The organism is Streptomyces sp. NBC_00289, from assembly GCF_041435115.1.
Classification (GTDB): Bacteria; Actinomycetota; Actinomycetes; order Streptomycetales; family Streptomycetaceae; genus Streptomyces.
Genome location: NZ_CP108046.1, coordinates 3,452,069 through 3,472,990, shown reverse-complemented (window position 1 = coordinate 3,472,990; position 20,922 = coordinate 3,452,069). Strand labels below are relative to the sequence as shown.

Here is a 20,922-nt window from a genome sequence, read left to right as displayed (position 1 = left end):
CCCCGTCAAATGACGGGGCCTTCGTGCGCGCAGCGAGACCGGATGACCGCGACGAGTGGCCATACCACCCGATTCCTCTGCCGAAACGTTATGAACACCGTGGCCGACCGTGTCTAAGGACACAGCCGGCTCCGGTACATCTACGACAACTGCCGTACGTCACTCCCGTTTTGCGTGCTACCGCAGCCGTGCCATGAGCGCGTGCTCCACCAGCGTGATCAGCGCGCTCTTGGCGTCGGACCGGTGGCGGGCGTCCGTGGTGATGATCGGGGTGTCCGGACCGATCTGGAGCGCCTCCCGCACCTCCTCGGGAGCGTACGGCTGGTGCCCTTCGAAGCCGTTGAGCGCGACGACGAACGGCAGGCCGCTGTTCTCGAAGTAGTCGACGGCCGGGAAGCAGTCGGCGAGACGGCGGGTGTCGACCAGGACGATCGCGCCGATGGCGCCCCGCACCAGGTCGTCCCACATGAACCAGAAGCGGTCCTGGCCGGGGGTGCCGAACAGGTACAGGATCAGGTCCTGGTCGAGCGTGATACGGCCGAAGTCCATGGCCACCGTGGTGGTGGTCTTGTCCCCGGTGTGGGTCAGGTCGTCGATGCCCGCGCTCGCGGACGTCATGACGGCCTCCGTGCGCAACGGGTTGATCTCGGAGACGGCGCCCACGAACGTGGTCTTGCCGACGCCGAAGCCGCCGGCCACCACGATCTTCGCGGAGGTGGTCGCCCGACCGCCTCCGTCAGAGCTTGCGAAGTCCACTGAGCACCCTTTCGAGCAGTGTCACGTCCGGAGCGCCGGTGCTCTCGTCGCCGCCCGGCTGGTGAATGGCGACGAGCCCCGCTTCCGCGAGGTCGGCGACGAGGATCCGGGCCACGCCGAGCGGCATGGCCAGCAGAGCCGACACCTCCGCTACCGACTTGACCTCGCGGCACAGGTGGCAGATGCGCTGGTGCTCCGGGAGCAGCCCCATGAGCGCTGCCGGGTCGGCCGTGGTGCTGATCAGCGCCTCGATGGCGAGCTGATAGCGCGGCCGGGTCCGGCCACCGGTCATCGCATATGGACGTACCAGCGGCTGGTCGCCCTCATCCTCGTACGGCTCCGCGTACGGATCATGAGAGGCGGTGGGCGGGGTCATGAATCCTCCGGACGGGACAGCAAGTCGGTCAGTCGTGCCGTCTGACAGGGCCGGTGGGGGGATTGTGGCGGCCGGACGGTGATTTGGTGAGGCGGGTGGTGCCGGGGCCGATCAGTGGAGCAGACTGCCTTGGAGCTCGGCACGCAGGTCAGGCGTGAGCACCGCGCCCGCGCGGTCGACCAGAAGTGCCATCTCGTAGCCGACGAGGCCGATGTCGCAGTCGGGGTGTGCGAGTACGGCCAGCGACGAGCCGTCCGAGACGGACATCAGGAAGAGGAATCCCCGCTCCATCTCGACGACCGTCTGTGCCACCGAACCGCCCTCGAAGATCCGGGACGCCCCGGCTGTCAGCGAGGTGAGTCCGGAGGCGACGGCCGCCAGCTGGTCGGCACGGTCGCGCGGGAATCCTTCCGACATCGCGAGCAGAAGGCCGTCGGCGGACACGACGACGGTGTGGGACACCCCAGGGGTGTTGTCCACGAAGTTGGTGATCAACCAGTTGAGGTTCTGTGCCGCCTGGCTCATCGGGCTCAACTAACGCTCCTGCTGGTGAGTGGGGCTCGGGAAGCTTCCGGTCTGGCCGGTACCACCGGCTTGACGACCCTGCGCGATACCCCGACGGAGATTGGTCAGCCGGCCGCGTACGTCATCAGGCGCACGCGAGACCTGCGGACCGGTTTGGTGCTGTTGCTGCTGAGCCGTGCCCGGAACGAGGTTCGCCCGGGGCACCCGGCGCGGCAGGCCGGAAGTGGTGACGCCGCCCGCTGCCGGCTGCCGAACGCGTTCTGCCTGCCGGACGAGGTCGTCGTTCGGCGAGCTGCGCCAGGCGGAGGCGGCGGGACGTTGAGGGGCAGCGGGAGCCTGTGAGGGCTGGTGCTGCGGGGACGGGGCGGGGGCCGGCGCCGCGGCACCGTTGCCCTGCTGGCCGTGGAACCAGTTCGTCTCCAGCGTGTCGTACAGCGGGGTACGACCGTCGCCGGGACCCGCCGGCGGCAGCGCCTCCGGCTCCGGGCGGGCGGGCCGCTGCTGCGGACGCTGCGGGACCGGCGGGCGCGGGAAGTCGTTGCCGCCGTGCGTGCCGTTGACCTGCGGACGCTCGAACTGGCCGGTGTTCGCGGGGTTCTGCCGGCCGGGCAGGGAGTGCTGCCCGGTGGAGCCGTTGTCGTAGCCCGGAGTGGCGAACTGGCCCGTGGACCCGTTGGTGTGGCCGACCGCCGGGAACTGACCGGTCGAGCCGTTGTCGTACGCCTGCGGAGTGGGGAACCGGCCCGTGGAGGACGGGTCGGGCTGCCCGGGCGGCTGCGTGCCGAAGACGTCCGAGCGGACGAACTGGCCCGTGTTCTGCGGCGGGTTGCCGCCGGAGCCGGGGTACTGCGCCGGGTCCGTGAAGCCGTTCGTACCGGAGACCGGGAACTGACCCGTGTTCTGCGGACCGCTCGCGCCGGGGCGGGAGAACTGGCCCGTGTTGTGCGGCTCGTTCAGTCCGGGGCGGGGGAAGTCCGGCACCGCACCGGGACCCTGGCGGTCGTCGATGCGCGGCATCCGGGCGGTCTGCGCGGCGTCCTGCTCGTCGTGGCCGCGCGGGGTGTCGAGCGAGGCACGCGGCACCGGGGGCTGCGCGTTCTCGTCGCTCCAGCTGGGCGTGCGGGGCTGCTGGTTGCCGCCCGGCAGCTCGGCCCGCGGACCACCGCGGCCCGGCAGCTGCGGCCGGCGGCCACGACGGGAACCGCCACCCTGCTCGGCGTTCACACTCGAGGTCTGCGGCGGCACGGGACGGCCGCCACCGAAGGCGTCCTGACCCTGCGGGGCACCGGTGCCCGTGGACTGGAGACCCTGGGGGGAACCCGGCGCCTGGCCGAAGCCGGCGCCCGCACCGGCCGGAGCCGGACGTCCCTGCGGCGGCGAGGCCGGACCCTGCGGTCCGCGGCCCGAGCCGGGCGCACCCGGTCGGCCGCCCGCGTCGTTGCCGGGCAGTGCGGCCCGCGGTCCCTGACCGGCGGCGAGCCGGCCACCGCCGGAGGCACCCGCGCCGAGGGCACCGCCACCGGGCGCACCGGCACCGAGGGCACCGTTGCCGCCCGACTGGCGGCGGGCCGCCGCCACACCGGCGGCCGCCTGCGCGGCGGCCGGACCGCCTGCGGACGGGGCGCCCTGGCCGGGCTTGCCCGGAACGGGCTTCCTGCCGCCCTGGGCGACATCGACGGGCAGCATGACCAGCGCGGTCGTACCGCCGGAGTCGGACGGGCGGAGCTGGATGCGGATGCCGTGGCGCTGGGACAGCCGGCCGACCACGAACAGACCCATGCGGCGGGAGACCGAGACGTCCACGGTGGGCGGCGAGGCGAGCCGCTCGTTGATCGCGGCGAGGTCCTCGGGGGAGAGGCCGATGCCGGTGTCGTGGATCTCGATCAGTACCCGGCCGTCGGGCAGGGCGTGACCGGTGACCTTGACCTTGGTCTGCGGGGAGGAGAACGAGGTGGCGTTCTCCAGCAGCTCGGCGAGCAGGTGCACGAGGTCGTTGACGACGCGGCCGGCCACTTCGGTGGTCGGCACGGAGGCCAGTTCGATGCGCTCGTACTGCTCCACCTCGGACGCCGCGGCGCGGAGCACGTCGACCAGCGGGACCGGACGGGTCCAGCGGCGGCCGGGCTCTTCACCGGCGAGAACGAGGAGGTTCTCACCGTTACGGCGCATGCGGGTCGCGAGGTGGTCGAGCTTGAACAGCGAGGACAGCTGGTCCGGGTCGGCCTCGCGCGACTCCAGCTCGGAGATGAGCGAGAGCTGACGCTGGATGAGGCCCTGGGAGCGGCGCGAGAGGTTGGTGAACATCGCGTTGACGTTGCCCCGGAGCAGGGCCTGCTCGGCGGCCAGACGGACCGCCTCGCGGTGCACGTCGTCGAAGGCCGCGGCGACCTGGCCGATCTCGTCCCGGGAGTGCACACCGACCGACTCGACGGAGGTGTCGACGTCCTGCGGGTCGGACTCGGACAGCTGCTTGACCAGCTCGGGCAGACGGTCCTGGGCGACCTTGGTGGCGGTCTCCTGAAGGCGGCGCAGCGAGCGGATCATGGACCGGGCCACGACGAAGGCGCCGACCAGCGACACACCGAGGACGATCAGGATGAGCGCTCCGGAGATGATCGCCTCGCGCTCGGAGACGCTGCGCAGCTCGCGCGCCTTCTGCTCCATGTCCTCGAGCAGGGTGTGCTCGATCTTGCCCATCTGCTCGATCTTGGTCGAGCTGTCGTCCGTCCAGTCCTTGTACGACCGCTTGTCCAGCGAGGACAGACCGTTGGTCGAGCCCAGCGCGCGGCTGGCGTAGGTGTCGGTCGCCTCGATCGTCGCGTTGCCCTCTTCGATGGGCGCGAGGAGTTCGGTGGCGGCCGCGCTGCCGTAGATGCTCTTGAAGCTCCGCAGCTCGGAGTCCTGGCTCTCCAGCGCCGAGTCGGCGTACAGCCGGTCGTTCTCGGTGAGGTCGCCGAACGTGGTGTCGTTGGCGGGCAACGCGGCGGCGAGCGTGGCCCGCTGGACCGACGCGTACTCCTTGGCGGACGAGAAGGCCGACAGGGCGCGCGTGCGGCTGATCATCTCGGGGTTGCTGGTCGCCTCCGCCATGTCCTGCGAGAGGTCCAGGAGGTGGGTGATCAGCCGGTGGTACGACTCCACGGTCTGGGTGGAGTTGTCCTTCGAGGTGTAGGCGGTGTTGCGGATCTTGGAGAGCGTGCCCAGGTCGGTGACCAGGCCCACGAGGCTGTCACGGACGCCCTGGAGGTTGCCGTTCTTGACGGAACCGTCGATCTCCTCGGCCGCGTTGTTGAAGTTGTCGACGGACCGGTCCGTCTTGGCCCGGGCGGTCTTGACCGTGTAGTCGGTGCTCGCCTTCGAACCGTGCGCCAGCGGACCGGCCGACTCGTCGCGCTCGTCCTGGAGCGCCGCCGCGAGCTCGGTGGCCTGCTTGGTCATCTCCGTCAGCAGCTTCATGTTGTCCAGCTGCTGGATGTCGTCCATCGACTGGTTGATGCGCAGCGCGCCCAGCGAGGTGGCCGCGACCACCGGGAGCGCGAGCAGCGACACCAGACGCGTGGAGATGCGCCAGTTGCGCAGCGCTATTCGCGAGCCGGGGCCGGTCGCGTTCTTCGGTGGTTTGACCGGTGGAGCGGTCGCCGCAGAGGAGCTCGGCGACGCCGGCGCGCCGGGGCGCCCTGGGCGCTCACCGCCGTCGCCGGGCGGGGCCGCCCCCGGGTTCTGGGCGTGCTGGGGCGAGGAACTGCCGGCATTGGGGCCAGTCCCGCCATGCGGCTCCGGCTCCGCCGAAGCACTGCCATCCCTCTTGAAACGTCCCTGCACTAGCGTCGCAACCTCTGGACCAGGCGCCCCTCCGCGCGAACGGAGAAACGGTGTCGGCGTTATAGGGAGCGCCCTGAATGCGCCCCCCGGGTGGTCGTGAGTGACCGGCGCGGGGTCCCCCTCTCGCCGCCACTCGGCGCTCTGAGTGCGCCCCCTGCGCGCCGGCTCGATCCCTGCGGCGGTCCGTGGAATTCCAGCACAGTGCCGGATCTCCAACAAGGTGTCTGGACCAGACCGTGACCTACGTGACAGCTCGTGAGTGCCAGATTACGAGACGTAGAAAAAGATCTCGTCCATAACGGACGTATACCCGCGAGTCGTCCGCTCCGCAAGAGTGTCCCAGTCGAGATGATCAGGAGCGGAATGTTTGCTTCAAGGGGTTGATGTCCGTTTTGTTGGGGTCAGTTGCGAGTCTCAATTGACCGTTTTGCCCGTACCTCCGTGAGCAAACTCACACCCAGTTCCTACGGTCTCCGCGGCCGCCGAGGGGAATCTGATGTTTAGCCTGGCGCTTTACATCAGGGAAGCATCTGCCAACCTGCGCCGGATCCGGCCCCCTTGGTGCCGCCCGACGCCCGCACGACAGGGTCCACTGCAACCGTGAAGACGACGATGATGTTCCGCACCATAGCCAATCCGCGGCGCACGACGCTGGCGCACCTCGAGGACGCCGCCGACCTACAGGCCCCGGACCAGCCGGAGCACTCCGTCGACCTCCCGGCCCAGACCGCCAACCCCCGTCGCACCGTCCTCATGGACATCCCCGTCGCGGCCGGCGCGGCCGAGTAGCACCCCACCGACGGCCGCCCGACGCCCGGGCGGCCGTCGCTGTTCCCACGGCCTCCCGCCGGTGGCGGCCAACCTCCCGGCGCCCCGGGCCACGAACCCGCGCGGATGCGTCCCGCCGGCCCGCGGGCGCTAGCCTGGGGTCTCAGACTCCAGCAGCTCAGTGACTCAGTGAGGGGCGCAAGGATCCCGTGCGCATCGCCAGATTCTCCATCGACGGGAACGTCGCCTTCGGCGCGGTAGAGGGTGACAAGCCGGACGAACTCGTCCTCGACATCATCAAGGGCATCCCGTTCGCCGACTTCGAACTCTCCGGTACGAAGGTCCCGCTGAGCAAGGTCAGGCTGCTGCCGCCGGTGCTCCCCAACAAGGTCATGGCCTTCGGCCGCAACTACGCCGAGCACGCGCGGGAGCTGGGCAACGAGGTGCCCGACGCGCCGTTCGCCTTCTTCAAGCCGTCGACCTCGGTGATCGGCTCCGGCGACGAGATCCAGTACCCCCCCTTCTCCGCGGACGTGCACCACGAGGCCGAACTGGCCGTGGTGATCGGCCGGCTGTGCCGCGAGGTCCCGCGCGAGCGCGTCAAGGACGTCATCCTCGGCTACACCTGCGCCAACGACATCACCGCCCGCGACGTCCAGAAGCGCGAGAAGCAGTGGGCGAGGGCCAAGGGCTTCGACACCTCCTGCCCGCTCGGCCCCTGGGTGGAGACGGACCTCGACCCGTCCGACCTCACGATCCAGCTCACGGTCAACGGGCAGCAACGCCAGCTCGGCCGCACCAGCGAGATGATCCACTCCATCGAGGATCTGATCGTCAACATCACCGAGGCCATGACGCTGCTTCCCGGCGACGTCATCCTCACGGGCACCCCGGCAGGCGTCGGGCCGCTCACCGTCGGCGACGAGGTCGCCGTCACCATCGAAGGCATCGGCACTCTCACCAACAAGGTTGTCAAGCGTGGCTAGCGCACCCTCCCCCAAGCCCTCGACTTCGCTCGCGCAGGGGGTACCCCCACGCGTACGTTTCTGCCCCTCGCCCACCGGTAACCCCCACGTGGGCCTGGTCCGCACCGCCCTGTTCAACTGGGCGTTCGCCCGGCACCACGAGGGCACCCTGGTCTTCCGCATCGAGGACACCGACGCGGCCCGCGACTCCGAGGAGTCGTACGAGCAGCTCCTCGACTCGATGCGCTGGCTCGGCTTCGACTGGGACGAGGGCCCCGAGGTCGGTGGCCCGCACGCGCCCTACCGCCAGTCGCAGCGCATGGACCTCTACAAGGACGTCGCCCGGAAACTCCTGGACGCCGGCCACGCCTACCACTGCTACTGCTCCCAGGAGGAGCTGGACACCCGCCGTGAGGCGGCCCGCGCCGCCGGCAGGCCGTCCGGCTACGACGGCCACTGCCGCGACCTGAGCGCCGGGCAGGTCGAGGAGTACCGGACCCAGGGCCGCAGCCCGATCGTCCGCTTCCGGATGCCCGACGAGACGATCACCTTCACGGACCTGGTCCGCGGCGAGATCACCTACCTCCCGGAGAACGTCCCGGACTACGGCATCGTCCGCGCGAACGGCGCACCGCTCTACACCCTGGTGAACCCGGTCGACGACGCGCTGATGGAGATCACCCACGTCCTGCGCGGCGAGGACCTGCTCTCCTCCACCCCGCGCCAGATCGCCCTGTACAAGGCGCTGACGGAGCTGGGCATCGCCAAGGAGACCCCCGCCTTCGGGCATCTCCCGTACGTCATGGGCGAGGGCAACAAGAAGCTCTCCAAGCGTGACCCCGAGTCCTCGCTCAACCTCTACCGGGAGCGCGGCTTCCTCCCCGAGGGCCTGCTCAACTACCTCTCGCTGCTCGGCTGGTCGCTCTCGGCCGACCGGGACATCTTCACGATCGACGAGATGGTCGCGGCCTTCGACATCGCGGACGTCAACCCCAACCCGGCCCGCTTCGACCTGAAGAAGTGCGAGGCGATCAACGCCGACCACATCCGCCTGCTCGACGTGAAGGACTTCACCGAGCGCTGCGCCCCGTGGCTGCGGCAGCCCGTCGCCCCCTGGGCGCCGGAGGACTTCGACGAGGCCAAGTGGCAGGCGATCGCCCCGCACGCGCAGACCCGCCTGAAGGTCCTCTCGGAGATCACGGACAACGTCGACTTCCTGTTCCTGCCGGAGCCGGTCGTCGACGAGGCGTCCTGGGCCAAGGCGATGAAGGAGGGCTCCGACGCCCTGCTGCGCACGGCCCGCGAGAAGCTCGAGGCGGCCGACTGGTCCTCCGCCGAGTCCCTGAAGGAGGCCGTCCTGACCGCCGGCGAGGCGCACGGCCTCAAGCTCGGCAAGGCCCAGGCCCCCGTCCGCGTCGCCGTCACCGGCCGCACGGTCGGCCTCCCGCTCTTCGAGTCCCTCGAGGTCCTGGGCCGGGACAAGACCCTGTCCCGCCTCGACGCGGCCCTGGCGAAGCTGACCGCGTAAGCCGTACGCCTGTGAGGTGCGGCACCCGCCCGGGTGCCGCACCTTCGTCGTACCGCCGTCCTCGGCAGGCCGATTCCCGGTGTCCCCGGCCGGTCCGGAGGTACCGTCGGTGCCATGCCGATCAAAGCCGTTGTCTGGGACGTCGACGACACCCTCTTCGATTACACGACCGCGGACCGCGAGGGCATGCGCGCGCACCTGGCGGTCGAGGGACTGCTCGCCGGGTACGGGACCCCCGAGGCGGCCCTCACGCGCTGGCGCGAGATCACCGACCAGCAGTGGGCGCGGTTCGCGGCGGGGGTGACGTCCTTCGAAGGGCAGCGCCGCGACCGTGTACGGGTCTTCGTGGGGCGGGAGCTGACGGACGGCGAGGCCGACGCCTGGTTCGGCCGCTACCTGCGTCACTACGAGACGGCCTGGGCTCTCTTCCCGGACGTGCTGCCCGCGCTGGACCTCCTCGCCGCCAGCCACCGGCACGCGGTGCTGTCCAACTCCAGCCTCCACGTCCAGGACCGCAAACTGCGGGTGCTCGGCGTGCACGACCGCTTCGAGGTGGTCCTGTGCGCCGCGGAACTCGGCGTCTCCAAGCCGGCCGCCGAGGCCTTCCACGCGGCCTGCGAGGCGCTGGCTCTCGCCCCGGACCAGGTGGCCTACGTCGGCGACCATCCGGAGATCGACGGGCGGGGAGCGGCCGAGGCGGGACTGCTGTCGGTCTGGATCGACCGTGACGGTGTGTACACCGCCCCCGACACGCCCACCGGGCCGCGCCGTATCGCCTCCCTCGCCGAACTCCCCGCGCTCCTCGGCGCCGATACCCGTTTTGGAGCCCCGTCCACCTTCGGGTAATGTTCTTCCTGCGCCGCCGGAGAGCGGGCCGAAAGGCCGGCAACCGGAGGCGCAAGCTAGAACAAGATCCCCTCAGGGGCTTGAGTTCCAGTGGCCTATGGTGTAATTGGCAGCACGACTGATTCTGGTTCAGTTAGTCTTGGTTCGAGTCCAGGTAGGCCAGCTCGCAGAGCTCATCTGCATTCGCCCCCGTTGTGTAGCGGCCTAGCACGCCGCCCTCTCAAGGCGGTAGCGCCGGTTCGAATCCGGTCGGGGGTACAGATCCTTCCCAGGGAGACAGTTCGGGTCGCACCCGCTGACTCTCATGCAGGATCGCTAGGGCCCCCGTTGTGTAGCGGCCTAGCACGCCGCCCTCTCAAGGCGGTAGCGCCGGTTCGAATCCGGTCGGGGGTACAAACTGGTCTAAACCACATTGGTCTATGGTGTAATTGGCAGCACGGCTGATTCTGGTTCAGTTAGTCTTGGTTCGAGTCCAGGTAGACCAGCTCGGATCTGCGGAAACGTAAGATCCTCGCCCCCGTTGTGTAGCGGCCTAGCACGCCGCCCTCTCAAGGCGGTAGCGCCGGTTCGAATCCGGTCGGGGGTACACGAATCGATGGGCCTCCACTTCGGTGGGGGTCCATCGGCGTCTCCGTCCCCGGCCGCCGTACGCCTCACTCGAAGCCGTACCGGCGCGCGGACTCCTCCTCCTGCGCCAGTCGGTGCAGGGCCTGCAGCACCGGCTCGACGAAGATCGCGCCGGCCACCGCCGTCTCGACCTTCTCGGCCTCCGAGGGATGCGTGTCCATGAAGTCGAGGTCGAGGACGGCGGCTTGGTGCATCAACCGGGCGTACGACGCGATCAGTTCGGGACTCCAGTCGTAGCCGAGCCGCCGGAAGGTCGCCACCGCCACGACCAGCGAGCGGTACGCGGGCGAGATCGTGACCAGGGCCTGGGCGTTCGACCAGCCCACCGTCTCCAGCAGCCGGTCCACCTCGAGGCGCGCCCGCACGACGTGTTCGTCCTCCGCGTCCGGCTCGGGAACCTGGGGCAGCGCCCACAGGGCCGCGCCGAGGCGCATTGTGCGGCCGAGGGAGTCGTCGTCGACGTGCCCGAGCACCTCGCGGACCGTCGCCACCGGCACGCGCGCGATGTGGATCATCGCGCGTACCAGCCGCAGTCGGCGCAGGTGCTCCTCGTCGTACTCGGCCGTGGTCGCGTTGAGCTGGCGGCCCGGCTCCAACAGCCCTTCGCGCAGGTAGTACTTGATCGTGGCGGTGGGCACACCGCTGCGCTCGCTCAGCTCGGCCAGCCGCATCCCTTGCGCCTCCTCTCGGATACCGGCACTATCCAAACACGGGCACTCGGATAGTGCCGCTCGCCAACGAGGGGGGAAGCGACATGTTCGGCAAGTCCGTCACCACGGGCCGTACGACCGCCGCGGCCGAGGGGGAGGTGGTCGTCCTGCTGATCGGCATGCGGATCAACCACTTCCGGGCGCCGCGCCACTGGCTGCCGGTGCTGCTGGCGATGGGGCGCATGCTGCGCGAGCTCGGGAAGGACCCGGAGCGCGGACTCCTGGGGCACGTCCTGCTGACGGCGTCGCCGCGGACGTACTACGTCGTCCAGTACTGGGAGTCCAAGGAACGGCTCTACGCCTACGCGCACTCGCCCGACATGTTCCACCACCGGGCGTGGGCGGTCATGAACCGCAAGGAGCGCGCGGGGAAGGCGCGCCAGCACGTGGGGCTGTGGCACGAGACGTACGTCGTGCCCGAGGGGGCGTACGAGTCCATCTACGCCGACATGCCGGCGTTCGGACTCGCCGGAGCGCACGGGCAGGTGCCGGTGGAGCGGCGGGGGCGGCAGGCGCGGGAGCGGTTCGCGTACCGGTCGGAGAAGGCGACGGCGTCCGAGGAGCTGTGACACGCGGGAAGGGCCTGCCGCGGCGTTGAGGCAGGCCCTTCCGGTGCGTACGGGGTTGCTGGTCAGCCGGTGCGGCGCAAGGCCTCGGAGAGGCGGCCGGCGGCGTCGATGACGGCCTGGGCGTGCATCCGGCCCGGGTGGCGGGTGAGGCGCTCGATGGGGCCGGAGACGGACACGGCGGCCACCACACGGTTCGAGGGCCCGCGGACCGGGGCGGAGACCGAGGCGACGCCCGGCTCGCGCTCGCCGATGGACTGGGCCCAGCCGCGGCGCCGTACGCCCGAGAGCGCGGTGGCCGTGAAGCGGGCTCCCTGCAGGCCTCGGTGCAGACGCTCCGGCTCCTCCCAGGCCATCAGGATCTGGGCGGAGGAGCCGGCCTTCATCGTGAGCGTCGAGCCGACCGGGACGGTGTCCCGGAGTCCGGACAGACGCTCCGCCGCGGCGACGCAGATACGCATGTCGCCCTGGCGGCGGTAGAGCTGCGCGCTCTCGCCCGTGATGTCCCGGAGGTGGGTGAGCACCGGCCCCGCCGTGGCGAGGAGGCGGTCCTCGCCGGCGGCGGCCGCCAGCTCGGCGAGGCGAGGGCCGAGAATGAAACGGCCCTGCATGTCACGCGCCACCATGCGGTGGTGTTCCAGAGCCACGGCCAGCCGGTGGGCCGTGGGTCGTGCCAGTCCGGTGGCCGCGACCAGACCCGCGAGGGTGGCCGGACCGGACTCCAGAGCGCTCAGGACAAGGGCTGCCTTGTCCAGAACGCCGACGCCGCTACTGTTGTCCATGAAACGATACTCGCGTCTCACTCTGTGAAACGCAAGTTCAATTTTGCGTGGAACGCGCCACCCTGGAAGACACAGCGGCTCGTGATTCGCGGGCCCGGCGACCACATGCCCGAGAACAGCGGCGAGTGAGTCGAAGGGGCGCCGGAGACGAGGGCCGAACGCGCACAGGCCCGAAGGGCCGAGCACGGTCAGGCACTCGACACCGGCTGGAGCGCCCCGCAGACGACCGAGCCACAAAAAAGGGGAAAGCGATGGGTAGGACACTCGCGGAGAAGGTCTGGGACGACCATGTCGTCCGGCGCGCCGAGGGCGAGCCCGACCTCCTCTTCATCGATCTGCACCTGCTGCACGAGGTGACCAGCCCGCAGGCCTTCGACGGCCTGCGCCAGAACGGCCGCCCGGTGCGGCGTCTCGACCTCACCATCGCGACCGAGGACCACAACACCCCGACCCTCGACATCGACAAGCCGATCGCCGACCCGGTCTCGCGCGCGCAGTTGGAGACGCTGCGCAAGAACTGCGCCGACTTCGGCGTGCGTCTGCACCCGCTGGGCGACGTCGAGCAGGGTGTCGTGCACGTCGTCGGCCCGCAGCTGGGCCTCACCCAGCCCGGCACGACGGTCGTGTGCGGTGACTCGCACACCTCCACGCACGGTGCCTTCGGCGCGCTGGCGTTCGGCATCGGCACCTCCCAGGTCGAGCACGTGCTGGCCACCCAGACGCTGCCGCTGGCCCGCCCCAGGACCATGGCGATCACCGTCGAGGGCGAACTGCCCGACGGCGTCACGGCCAAGGACCTGATCCTGGCGATCATCGCCAGGATCGGTACGGGCGGCGGGCAGGGCTACATCCTGGAGTACCGCGGCTCCGCCATCGAGAAGCTCTCGATGGAGGCCCGGATGACCATCTGCAACATGTCGATCGAGGCCGGCGCCCGCGCGGGCATGATCGCCCCCGACGAGACCACCTTCGCGTACCTCAAGGGTCGCGCGCACGCCCCCGAGGGCGAGGACTGGGACGCGGCCCTCGCGTACTGGAAGACGCTGAAGACGGACGCGGACGCCGAGTTCGACGCCGAGGTCGTCATCGACGCCGCCGAGCTGTCGCCGTTCGTCACCTGGGGCACCAACCCCGGCCAGGGCGCCCCGCTTTCGAGCGAGGTCCCCGATCCCGCTTCGTACGAAGACGCCTCGGAGCGCTTCGCCGCCGAAAAGGCCCTGGAGTACATGGGGTTGGAGGCCGGACAGCCGCTGCGGTCCATCAACGTGGACACCGTCTTCGTAGGTTCCTGCACCAACGGGCGCATCGAGGACCTGCGCGCCGCCGCCGCGATCGTCGAGGGCCGCAAAGTCGCCGACGGCGTACGGATGCTGGTCGTCCCGGGCTCCGCGCGCGTGGGTCTGCAGGCCGTTTCCGAGGGCCTGGACGTCGTCTTCAAGGAGGCCGGCGCCGAATGGCGGCACGCGGGCTGCTCGATGTGTCTGGGCATGAACCCCGACCAGCTGGCTCCCGGTGAGCGCTCCGCGTCCACCTCCAACCGCAACTTCGAGGGCAGGCAGGGCAAGGGCGGCCGTACGCACCTGGTCTCGCCGCAGGTCGCCGCCGCGACCGCCGTGCTGGGCCACCTGGCCGCGCCCGCCGACCTGTCCGACGCCCCCGTGCCCGCCGAAGTCTGAGAGCGCTGAGAGTCATGGAAGCATTCACCACGCACACCGGCCGGGCCGTCCCGCTGCGCCGCAGCAACGTCGACACCGACCAGATCATCCCTGCTCACTGGCTCAAGAAGGTCACGCGGGACGGGTTCGAGGACGGGCTGTTCGAGGCCTGGCGCAAGGACGGGTCCTTCATCCTCAACCGGCCCGAGCGGCAGGGCGCGACCGTTCTGGTGGCCGGCCCCGACTTCGGCACCGGCTCCTCCCGCGAGCACGCCGTCTGGGCGCTGCAGAACTACGGCTTCAAGGCGGTCATCTCCTCCCGCTTCGCCGACATCTTCCGCGGCAACTCGCTCAAGAACGGCCTGCTCACAGTGGTTCTGGAGCAGAAGATCGTGGACGCGCTGCAGGAACTCACCGAGAAGGACCCGCAGACCGAGATCACGGTCGACCTGGAGGCCCGCGAGGTGCGCGCCGAGGGCATCACCGCCGCCTTCGAACTCGACGAGAACGCCCGCTGGCGGCTGCTGAACGGGCTGGACGACATCTCCATCACCCTCGCGAACGAGGCGGACATCGCCACGTATGAGGCCAAGCGTCCCTCGCACAAGCCGCGGACCCTCCCGGTCTGACCCTCCCGGTCCGACCCCGGCCGCCCCGACAGGTCGGGTTTCGGCCACCGCGACACCCCCGCCGTACCCCCGATCGCCCCGATCGGGGGTACAGCTGTGTCTGGACCCGAACGGCCCCGCCCACGTCCGGGTGACCCCTCAACTTCCCACGTTAGAGGGGTTGTTGTCGGGGTACGCGTGCCATGTACCCGTGACTTCCCCGTGCGTCCGAGAGGCCGTTCGAGGCGGCAGTTGCCCCCTGAGCAGGCGACAACTCGCCCCAGATGGCACAATCTGTGCATGGAACACGACGGCCAACTCGAGCTCTATGCGGCAGTCGCGGACCAACTGAAGGAAGCGCACACAAGAGTGCGCGCACTGCAAGTCCCGGAGGGCGTACGGATGGCGCTGGCCCGGAAGCTGCTGGTCATTACGGCCGCGGCCAAGCACGATCTCGCCGATGCGACAAGGCGTCTGGAGCGGTTCACCGCGGACCTCGACGAGGGTCGATTCCCCGAAGAGGAACGCTGAACAAGTCCGAGACAGCCGAGTCCGTTGCGGCACAAGGGTGATAAGCCCGTTTCGTGTTTGATTTGCGGTATATATCTGCCTAACGTGCGAAAACGCTTGAACACTTTCGTTCTGGCAATGTCTCCGAAGGGGAAGACGTGAACAAGGCGCAGCTCGTAGAAACGATTGCCGACAAGATGGGCGGCCGCCAGCAGGCCGCCGAAGCCGTCGACGCGGTCCTGGACGCCATCGTCCGCGCTGTGGTCGCCGGAGACCGGGTCTCGGTCACCGGGTTCGGGTCGTTCGAGAAGGTCGACCGTCCGGCCCGCTACGCCCGCAATCCCCAGACCGGCGAGCGGGTGCGGGTCAAGAAGACCTCCGTGCCGCGCTTCCGCGCGGGCCAGGGCTTCAAGGACCTGGTGAGCGGGTCGAAGAAGCTCCCCCGCGGTGGCGAGGTCTCCGTCAAGAAGGCCCCCAAGGGCAGCCTGACCGGTGCCGCTTCGGCGACGGTCAAGAAGGCCGCGGCCAAGAAGACCACCGCCAAGAAGGCGACCGGCGCGGCCGCCGCGAAGAAGACCACGGCGAAGAAGACGACGGCCAAGAAGACCACGGCCACCGCCAAGAAGACGACGGCCAAGAAGGCGCCCGCCAAGACCGCGGCGACCGCCAAGTCCACCGCCGCGAAGAAGACCACCGCCAAGAAGGCGACGGCCCAGAAGGCCCCGGCGAAGAAGGCGACGGCCAAGAAGGCCCCCGCCCAGAAGTCGACCGCGCGCAAGACCACCGCCAAGAAGGCCACCGCCCGCAAGCGCTGAGGGCGCAGGGGTATTCACGCGCCGGGCCGGACTCCGTGTGGAGTCCGGCCCGCGGCGTGTTCTTCCCGGATCGGGCGCAGTCACGGAATCGCCCGGCCGGGGTTCAGAACGTGTGGAGCGTCACCAGGGTGATCCGGCGGGTCTCGCCCTCGCCCTCGGTCTCGATGCGCACCCGTTGGCCGGGCCGCAGCAGCCTGAGCCCGCCCGCGTCGAACGCCGGCCCGTCGAAGGGCACCGGGGTGCCGTCGTCGAGCAGCACCTGCCCGCTGCGGCTTTCGGGGTCGTAGGTGTACGCGGTGGCCTGCATGGCGGCAGCCTACTGCTCCGGGATCAGCAACCGCGCGGCCGCCGCCGCCGTGCGCGGCCCCACTCCCAACGCCAGCGCGGCCCGCAGATCCTCACCGGTGTCCACGTCCTGTCGTACGGAATCCACTGCGGCGAGGGCGATTTCGACGGCACCGGACGCGCGGTGGCGGGCCCGGGAATCGGTGCCGAAAGACGGAAGCAATTCCCGGCCCGGGGCGGCCGCCAGCAGAGTTGTGCCGACCGCGGCCGTATCCGCGAGAAAAGCGCGGGGGAATTGCGCGGCCGCGTCCAGTACCCGCGCCAATTCATGGGGGCGCAGCGCCGGGAGATCGGCGTTCAGGGCCGCCAGGGCGCTTTCGGGACGGGCCGCCCGTACGACCGCCGCGCCGTGCGCCAGCGCGGTGTTGAGGCCGCCCCGCGGTTCGTCGGGGACGATCCGGGCGCCCAGCGCCGCCAGCTCCCGCCCGGCCAGGGAGTCGTCCGTGACGACGGCCACATCCCGCACCGCCGGGCAGGCCAGCGCGGCCGCCACGGTGTCCTGGGCGAAGGCGAGGGCGAGGCCCGGGCGCACCCCGTCGGCGGCGGTGTCCGACAGCCTGCTCTTGGCCCGCGCCAAGGGCTTCAGAGGTATCACCAAGGTCCACTGCACGAGCGTTCCGTCCTTCTCTTGTCGCGGCCATTGTCACCCGGCCCATCGGGGGGCGGCGCGGCCGGGGCGTACGGTGTTCTCGACAGACCGGCGGCCTGGGGCGACACTTGTGCGGCCCCCCAGGCCCAAGAGGAAGGTGTCCGCGTGCCCCGCCGCAGAATCGGGTTCTGGTACCGCTTCGCAGCGGTCCTCTGCAAACCGCCACTGGTGGTTCTGATCAAGCGGGACTGGCGCGGAATGGAGCACATTCCGGCCGCAGGTGGATTTATCACCGCGGTGAACCATAATTCGCACATTGATCCCTTCGCATACGCGCACTATCAGTACAACACCGGGCGCGTTCCGCGATTCCTGGCGAAGAGCGGCCTTTTCCGGAAGGGGTTCGTCGGTGCCGCGATGCGCGGCACCGGGCAGATCCCCGTCTACCGTGAGAGCACGGACGCGCTCAGCGCCTTCCGTGCCGCCATCGACGCCGTGGAGCGGGGCGAATGCGTCGCCTTCTATCCCGAGGGCACCCTCACCCGCGACCCGGCCGGCTGGCCGATGACCGGCAAGACCGGTGCCGCGCGCGTCGCCCTGCAGACCAAGTGCCCGGTGATCCCCGTCGCCCAGTGGGGCGCGAACGAGGTGCTGCCGCCGTACGCCAGGAAGCCCGACTTCTTCCCGCGCAAGACCCATCGGGTGCTGGCGGGCCCGCCCGTGGACCTGACCCGGTTCTACGACCGGGAGATGACCCCGGACCTCCTGAAGGAGGCGACCGAGGTCATCATGGCCGCCATCACGGCACTGCTGGAGGACATCCGCGGCGAGCGGGCACCCCAGGCGGCGTACGACCCGCGCCGGGAGCGGATCGAGCAGCGCCGCAAGACCCGGTCGCAGACGCAGCCGAGGACCGAGCAGGAAGAGGGGCGGAGCAAGTGAGCAAGCCGGTCAGGGCGGCCGTCTTCGGCAACGGATCGTGGGGCACCGCCTTCGGCATGGTCCTCGCCGACGCGGGCTGCGAGGTGACCCTGTGGGGGCGTCGCGCCGAACTCGCGGAAGCGGTCAACTCCACCCGCACGAACCCCGACTACCTGCCCGGCGTCGAACTCCCGGCGAACCTGCGGGCCACGGCGGACGCCGCCGAGGCAGCGCGCGACGCCGACTTCACCGTCCTCGCGATCCCCTCGCAGACCCTGCGCGGAAACCTCGCCGAATGGGCGCCGTTGCTCGCGCCGGACACCGTTCTCGTCTCGCTCATGAAAGGCGTCGAACTCGGTTCCGCCATGCGGATGAGCGAGGTGATCGAGGACGTCGCCAAGGTCGGGCAGCACCGGATCGCCGCGGTCACCGGACCCAACCTGGCCCGCGAGATCGCGGCCCGGATGCCGGCCGCCGCCGTGGTCGCCTGCACCGACGAGGCCGTCGCCCAGCGGCTCCAGGCCGCCTGCCACACGCCGTACTTCCGGCCGTACACCAACACCGACGTCGTCGGCTGCGAACTCGGCGGCGCGGTGAAGAACGTGATCGGTCTCGCCGTCGGCATCGCGGACGGCATGGGTCTCGGCGACAACGCCAAGGGCTCGCTCATCACCCGCGGACTCGCCGAGACCACGCGGCTGGGCCTCGCCATGGGCGCCGACCCGTTGACCTTCTCCGGGCTCGCCGGTCTGGGCGACCTGGTGGCGACCTGCTCCTCGCCGCTGTCGCGCAACCACACCTTCGGCACCAACCTCGGCAAGGGCATGACCCTCCAGGAGACGATCGCGGTCACCCGGCAGACCGCCGAGGGCGTCAAGTCCTGTGAGTCGGTGCTGGATCTGGCCCGCCGGCACGGCGTCGACATGCCGATCACCGAGATGGTCGTCGGCATCGTCCACGAGGGCAAGCCGCCGGTCGTCGCGCTCAAGGAACTGATGTCGCGCAGCGCGAAGCCCGAACGACGCTGAGCGACGCCCGCCGACGCCACCGGGCGGACGCTGTATCAGCGCACTACCACCGGGTACTCTCATGCCGATATGAGCACCGAGAACCTCTCCCAGAACCCTGAGCAGTCGCCTCGCAAGCCGCGCGTGGCCATCGTGTTCGGCGGACGCAGCTCCGAACACGGGATCTCCATGGTCACCGCCGGCGCCGTCCTGAAGGCCATCGACCGGACCAAGTACGAGGTCCTGCCGATCGGCATCACCCGGGAGGGCCGCTGGGTGCTCACCGCCGACGCTCCGGAGCGCATGGCGATCACCGACCGCCGTACCCCCGAGGTCGAGGAGCTCGCCGAGTCGGGCGAGGGCGGCGTGGTGCTCCCCGTCGACCCCGCGAACCGCGAAGTCGTCTACAACGAGCCCGGATCGGTGCCCAAGGCACTCGGTGAGGTCGACGTCGTCTTCCCCGTCCTGCACGGCCCCTACGGCGAGGACGGCACCCTGCAGGGCCTCCTGGAGCTCTCCGGCGTCCCGTACGTGGGCTCGGGCGTGCTCGCCTCGGCCGTCGGCCAGGACAAGGAGTACATGAAGCGGGTGTTCACCTCCTTCGGGCTCAAGGTCGGCCCGTACGTGGTGATCCGGCCGCGCGAGTGGTCCGGTGACGAGTCCGCCGCCCGCAAGAAGATCATCGACTTCGCGGGCGAGCACGGCTGGCCGCTGTTCGTGAAGCCCGCGCGCGCGGGCTCGTCGATCGGCATCACCAAGGTCGACGACCTCTCCGGCCTCGACGAGGCGATCGCCGAGGCGCAGCGGCACGACCCGAAGATCCTCGTGGAGGCCGCGCTGCGCGGCCGCGAGATCGAGTGCGGGGTGCTGGAGTTCGAGGACGGCCCGCGCGCCTCCGCGCCGGCCGAGATCCCGCCGCCGGACGCGCACGCCTACTACGACTTCGAGGCGAAGTACATCGACTCGACGCCGGGCCTGGTGCCGGCCCCGCTCTCGCCGGAGGAGACGGCCGAGGTGCAGCGGCTCGCGGTCGACGCCTTCGAGGCGGCCTCGTGCGAGGGGCTCGTCCGCGCGGACTTCTTCCTCACCGAGGACGGGGAGTTCGTGATCAACGAGATCAACACGATGCCCGGCTTCACGCCCATCTCGATGTACCCGCAGATGTGGCAGGCGAGCGGCATCGGTTACGCGGAACTCGTGGACAGGCTGGTACAGGCGGCGCTGCGCCGCTCGACGGGCCTGCGCTGAACGACGTACACCTCGGACGTACGGCGCGGCCGTCCACCTCGGGCCCGCACCTCAGTCGGCGATCCCTCCGGGGATCGCCTTCTTCACGGCCGGGGCCAGGTCGACGAGCACACCCGAGCTGTCCCGCCCCTTGGGCACCGTGACCTCGACATACGCGCTGCGGTTGGCCGTGGTGAACCGGTACGAACCGTCGCCCTGCTTCTCCATCAGCCAGTCGACGCCGTTCACTCCGCCGCCCATCGCGTCCGGGTCGCTGCCCGTCGCCACCTTGGGATCGATCATCTTCGGCGGCTGTACGACACCGCAGCGCAGTATGATCGCCGCACTTCCCCAGCCCGCGGTCAGCGTGGAGGCGGGCTCGGGATCCTCGCGGCTCTCACCGTCCACCGTGGCCGGCAGCACCTCGTCCAGGTTCTCGCACAGCTTCGCGACCTTCGCGTCCGGGCTGGGAACCGCCGCGGAGCCGCTGTCGTCTGCTGAGGAGCAGCCGACAGCGGCGATCAACAGGACGAGCGCGGGCAGACCGATCGGCCGGTGGCGAGAGAAGTGCACCGGCCAAGGGTAGACGGGGGCTACAGATGCACCACCGGGCAGGTCAGGGTGCGCGTGATGCCGTCCACTTGCTGGACTTTCGCGACCACCAAGCGGCCGAGATCGTCGACGGTGTCGGCCTGGGCGCGCACGATCACGTCGTACGGCCCTGTCACGTCCTCGGCCTGGATGACTCCAGGGATCTTGCTGATCGTTTCGGCGACGGTCGACGCCTTGCCGACCTCCGTCTGGATCAGGATGTACGCCTGTACCACGGAACCTCCAGGGCGGCCACGAGGATCATGTGGGGAAAAGGAACGCCACGGTATCGCGTCGCCGCTCGCCGCGGGGAGACCCGCGGCGTCCACGGCCCCCGCGCCGGGGTGCGGACGCGACGGAAGTTGACGGTCACCTCGACCGTA

Annotated in this window: 22 protein-coding genes and 5 tRNA genes; 17 read left to right on the top strand and 10 right to left on the bottom strand. The window is 70.1% G+C overall.

Annotated features, from left to right (window positions below; genetic code table 11):
- Window positions 1–177: 177 nt before the first annotated feature.
- The 4 genes from OG985_RS15800 to OG985_RS15785 all read right to left on the bottom strand — a co-directional run bounded on the left by OG985_RS15800 (window position 178) and on the right by OG985_RS15785 (window position 5,479).
- On the bottom strand, window positions 178–756 hold the full coding sequence (locus OG985_RS15800; RefSeq protein WP_371668965.1) for an ATP/GTP-binding protein: 579 nt from the start codon (window positions 754–756) through the stop codon (window positions 178–180).
- Window positions 737–1,132, bottom strand: a complete 396-nt coding sequence (locus OG985_RS15795; protein WP_030611532.1) for a DUF742 domain-containing protein — start codon at window positions 1,130–1,132, stop codon at window positions 737–739. The genes OG985_RS15800 and OG985_RS15795 overlap by 20 nt, the downstream gene beginning before the upstream one ends.
- A gap of 111 nt (window positions 1,133–1,243) precedes the next feature.
- The gene (locus OG985_RS15790; RefSeq protein WP_030611534.1) at window positions 1,244–1,657 is read right to left on the bottom strand and encodes a roadblock/LC7 domain-containing protein; all 414 of its coding nucleotides are present in this window, start codon (window positions 1,655–1,657) and stop codon (window positions 1,244–1,246) included.
- Between the two features lie 9 nt (window positions 1,658–1,666).
- Entirely contained in the window at window positions 1,667–5,479 is a 3,813-nt protein-coding gene (locus OG985_RS15785; protein ID WP_371668964.1) for a nitrate- and nitrite sensing domain-containing protein, read from the bottom strand.
- 600 nt (window positions 5,480–6,079) lie between these two features.
- Here OG985_RS15785 and OG985_RS15780 point away from each other — a divergent pair.
- The 9 genes from OG985_RS15780 (at window position 6,080) to OG985_RS15740 (ending at window position 10,172) form a co-directional block, all read left to right on the top strand.
- Complete coding sequence (locus OG985_RS15780; protein ID WP_371668963.1) at window positions 6,080–6,268, top strand: hypothetical protein; 189 nt, start codon at window positions 6,080–6,082, stop codon at window positions 6,266–6,268.
- Window positions 6,269–6,456: 188 nt separating this feature from the next.
- Window positions 6,457–7,233, top strand: coding sequence for a fumarylacetoacetate hydrolase family protein (locus OG985_RS15775; protein ID WP_371668962.1), 777 nt, complete (start codon window positions 6,457–6,459; stop codon window positions 7,231–7,233).
- Window positions 7,226–8,740: a glutamate--tRNA ligase gene (gene gltX / locus OG985_RS15770; protein WP_371668961.1), complete on the top strand. Its 1,515-nt coding sequence runs from the start codon at window positions 7,226–7,228 to the stop codon at window positions 8,738–8,740. The genes OG985_RS15775 and gltX overlap by 8 nt, the downstream gene beginning before the upstream one ends.
- 114 nt (window positions 8,741–8,854) lie before the next feature.
- The gene (locus OG985_RS15765; RefSeq protein WP_371668960.1) at window positions 8,855–9,586 is read left to right on the top strand and encodes an HAD family hydrolase; all 732 of its coding nucleotides are present in this window, start codon (window positions 8,855–8,857) and stop codon (window positions 9,584–9,586) included.
- Window positions 9,587–9,677: 91 nt separating this feature from the next.
- Window positions 9,678–9,749: transfer RNA gene (locus OG985_RS15760), tRNA-Gln, on the top strand.
- 22 nt (window positions 9,750–9,771) lie between these two features.
- Window positions 9,772–9,844 (top strand) — tRNA-Glu (locus tag OG985_RS15755).
- Window positions 9,845–9,906: 62 nt separating this feature from the next.
- Window positions 9,907–9,979: transfer RNA gene (locus OG985_RS15750), tRNA-Glu, on the top strand.
- 20 nt (window positions 9,980–9,999) lie between these two features.
- A tRNA-Gln gene (locus tag OG985_RS15745) sits at window positions 10,000–10,071 on the top strand.
- 28 nt (window positions 10,072–10,099) lie between these two features.
- A tRNA-Glu gene (locus OG985_RS15740) sits at window positions 10,100–10,172 on the top strand.
- Window positions 10,173–10,239: 67 nt separating this feature from the next.
- Here OG985_RS15740 and OG985_RS15735 read toward each other — a convergent pair.
- Complete coding sequence (locus tag OG985_RS15735) at window positions 10,240–10,884, bottom strand: MerR family transcriptional regulator (protein WP_371668959.1); 645 nt, start codon at window positions 10,882–10,884, stop codon at window positions 10,240–10,242.
- 83 nt (window positions 10,885–10,967) lie between these two features.
- Here OG985_RS15735 and OG985_RS15730 point away from each other — a divergent pair, with 83 nt between their 5' ends.
- On the top strand, window positions 10,968–11,492 hold the full coding sequence (locus tag OG985_RS15730) for a DUF4188 domain-containing protein (RefSeq protein WP_371668958.1): 525 nt from the start codon (window positions 10,968–10,970) through the stop codon (window positions 11,490–11,492).
- 62 nt (window positions 11,493–11,554) lie between these two features.
- Here OG985_RS15730 and ndgR read toward each other — a convergent pair whose 3' ends face one another.
- Window positions 11,555–12,271: an IclR family transcriptional regulator NdgR gene (gene ndgR / locus OG985_RS15725; RefSeq protein WP_028806673.1), complete on the bottom strand. Its 717-nt coding sequence runs from the start codon at window positions 12,269–12,271 to the stop codon at window positions 11,555–11,557.
- 251 nt (window positions 12,272–12,522) lie between these two features.
- Here ndgR and leuC point away from each other — a divergent pair, with 251 nt between their 5' ends.
- From leuC to OG985_RS15705, 4 genes are all read left to right on the top strand, one after another.
- The gene (leuC, locus tag OG985_RS15720) at window positions 12,523–13,947 is read left to right on the top strand and encodes a 3-isopropylmalate dehydratase large subunit (protein WP_371668957.1); all 1,425 of its coding nucleotides are present in this window, start codon (window positions 12,523–12,525) and stop codon (window positions 13,945–13,947) included.
- Window positions 13,948–13,961: 14 nt separating this feature from the next.
- On the top strand, window positions 13,962–14,555 hold the full coding sequence (gene leuD / locus OG985_RS15715) for a 3-isopropylmalate dehydratase small subunit (protein WP_371668956.1): 594 nt from the start codon (window positions 13,962–13,964) through the stop codon (window positions 14,553–14,555).
- Between the two features lie 279 nt (window positions 14,556–14,834).
- Window positions 14,835–15,065, top strand: a complete 231-nt coding sequence (locus tag OG985_RS15710; protein ID WP_371668955.1) for a hypothetical protein — start codon at window positions 14,835–14,837, stop codon at window positions 15,063–15,065.
- Between the two features lie 137 nt (window positions 15,066–15,202).
- Window positions 15,203–15,859, top strand: coding sequence for an HU family DNA-binding protein (locus OG985_RS15705; protein ID WP_371668954.1), 657 nt, complete (start codon window positions 15,203–15,205; stop codon window positions 15,857–15,859).
- 103 nt (window positions 15,860–15,962) lie between these two features.
- On the opposite strand, the gene OG985_RS15700 is transcribed toward OG985_RS15705, so the two are convergent.
- Together OG985_RS15700 and cofC are read right to left on the bottom strand one after the other, a co-directional pair.
- Window positions 15,963–16,166, bottom strand: coding sequence for a hypothetical protein (locus tag OG985_RS15700; RefSeq protein ID WP_371668953.1), 204 nt, complete (start codon window positions 16,164–16,166; stop codon window positions 15,963–15,965).
- A gap of 9 nt (window positions 16,167–16,175) precedes the next feature.
- Window positions 16,176–16,814 (bottom strand): 2-phospho-L-lactate guanylyltransferase, encoded by a 639-nt coding sequence (cofC, locus tag OG985_RS15695; protein WP_371668952.1) that lies wholly within the window; start codon window positions 16,812–16,814, stop codon window positions 16,176–16,178.
- A gap of 144 nt (window positions 16,815–16,958) precedes the next feature.
- Here cofC and OG985_RS15690 point away from each other — a divergent pair, with 144 nt between their 5' ends.
- From OG985_RS15690 to OG985_RS15680, 3 genes are all read left to right on the top strand, one after another.
- The gene (locus tag OG985_RS15690) at window positions 16,959–17,735 is read left to right on the top strand and encodes a lysophospholipid acyltransferase family protein (protein ID WP_371668951.1); all 777 of its coding nucleotides are present in this window, start codon (window positions 16,959–16,961) and stop codon (window positions 17,733–17,735) included.
- The gene (locus tag OG985_RS15685) at window positions 17,732–18,742 is read left to right on the top strand and encodes an NAD(P)H-dependent glycerol-3-phosphate dehydrogenase (protein ID WP_371668950.1); all 1,011 of its coding nucleotides are present in this window, start codon (window positions 17,732–17,734) and stop codon (window positions 18,740–18,742) included. Before OG985_RS15690 ends, OG985_RS15685 begins: the two co-directional genes overlap by 4 nt.
- Window positions 18,743–18,811: 69 nt before the next feature.
- A complete protein-coding gene (locus OG985_RS15680) occupies window positions 18,812–19,969 on the top strand; it encodes a D-alanine--D-alanine ligase family protein (protein WP_371668949.1) in 1,158 nt (385 codons plus the stop codon).
- A gap of 51 nt (window positions 19,970–20,020) precedes the next feature.
- Here the strand turns inward: OG985_RS15680 and OG985_RS15675 are convergent, their stop codons facing one another.
- Together OG985_RS15675 and OG985_RS15670 are read right to left on the bottom strand one after the other, a co-directional pair.
- Window positions 20,021–20,521, bottom strand: coding sequence for a DUF3515 domain-containing protein (locus tag OG985_RS15675; protein WP_371668948.1), 501 nt, complete (start codon window positions 20,519–20,521; stop codon window positions 20,021–20,023).
- A gap of 20 nt (window positions 20,522–20,541) precedes the next feature.
- A complete protein-coding gene (locus OG985_RS15670) occupies window positions 20,542–20,775 on the bottom strand; it encodes an Lrp/AsnC family transcriptional regulator (RefSeq protein ID WP_020121007.1) in 234 nt (77 codons plus the stop codon).
- Between the last annotated feature and the right edge of the window lie 147 nt (window positions 20,776–20,922).

What these genes read in the sequence shown, in the direction of transcription:
- leuC (WP_371668957.1), top strand. Translation starts at nt 12,523, where the DNA reads ATGGGTAGGACACTCGCGGAGAAGGTCTGGGACGACCATGTCGTCCGG.
- OG985_RS15765 (WP_371668960.1), top strand. Translation starts at nt 8,855, where the DNA reads ATGCCGATCAAAGCCGTTGTCTGGGACGTCGACGACACCCTCTTCGAT.
- OG985_RS15730 (WP_371668958.1), top strand. Translation starts at nt 10,968, where the DNA reads ATGTTCGGCAAGTCCGTCACCACGGGCCGTACGACCGCCGCGGCCGAG.
- ndgR (WP_028806673.1), bottom strand. Translation starts at nt 12,271, where the DNA reads ATGGACAACAGTAGCGGCGTCGGCGTTCTGGACAAGGCAGCCCTTGTC.
- leuD (WP_371668956.1), top strand. Translation starts at nt 13,962, where the DNA reads ATGGAAGCATTCACCACGCACACCGGCCGGGCCGTCCCGCTGCGCCGC.
- OG985_RS15795 (WP_030611532.1), bottom strand. Translation starts at nt 1,132, where the DNA reads ATGACCCCGCCCACCGCCTCTCATGATCCGTACGCGGAGCCGTACGAG.
- OG985_RS15735 (WP_371668959.1), bottom strand. Translation starts at nt 10,884, where the DNA reads ATGCGGCTGGCCGAGCTGAGCGAGCGCAGCGGTGTGCCCACCGCCACG.
- OG985_RS15710 (WP_371668955.1), top strand. Translation starts at nt 14,835, where the DNA reads ATGGAACACGACGGCCAACTCGAGCTCTATGCGGCAGTCGCGGACCAA.
- OG985_RS15680 (WP_371668949.1), top strand. Translation starts at nt 18,812, where the DNA reads ATGAGCACCGAGAACCTCTCCCAGAACCCTGAGCAGTCGCCTCGCAAG.
- OG985_RS15700 (WP_371668953.1), bottom strand. Translation starts at nt 16,166, where the DNA reads ATGCAGGCCACCGCGTACACCTACGACCCCGAAAGCCGCAGCGGGCAG.
- OG985_RS15790 (WP_030611534.1), bottom strand. Translation starts at nt 1,657, where the DNA reads ATGAGCCAGGCGGCACAGAACCTCAACTGGTTGATCACCAACTTCGTG.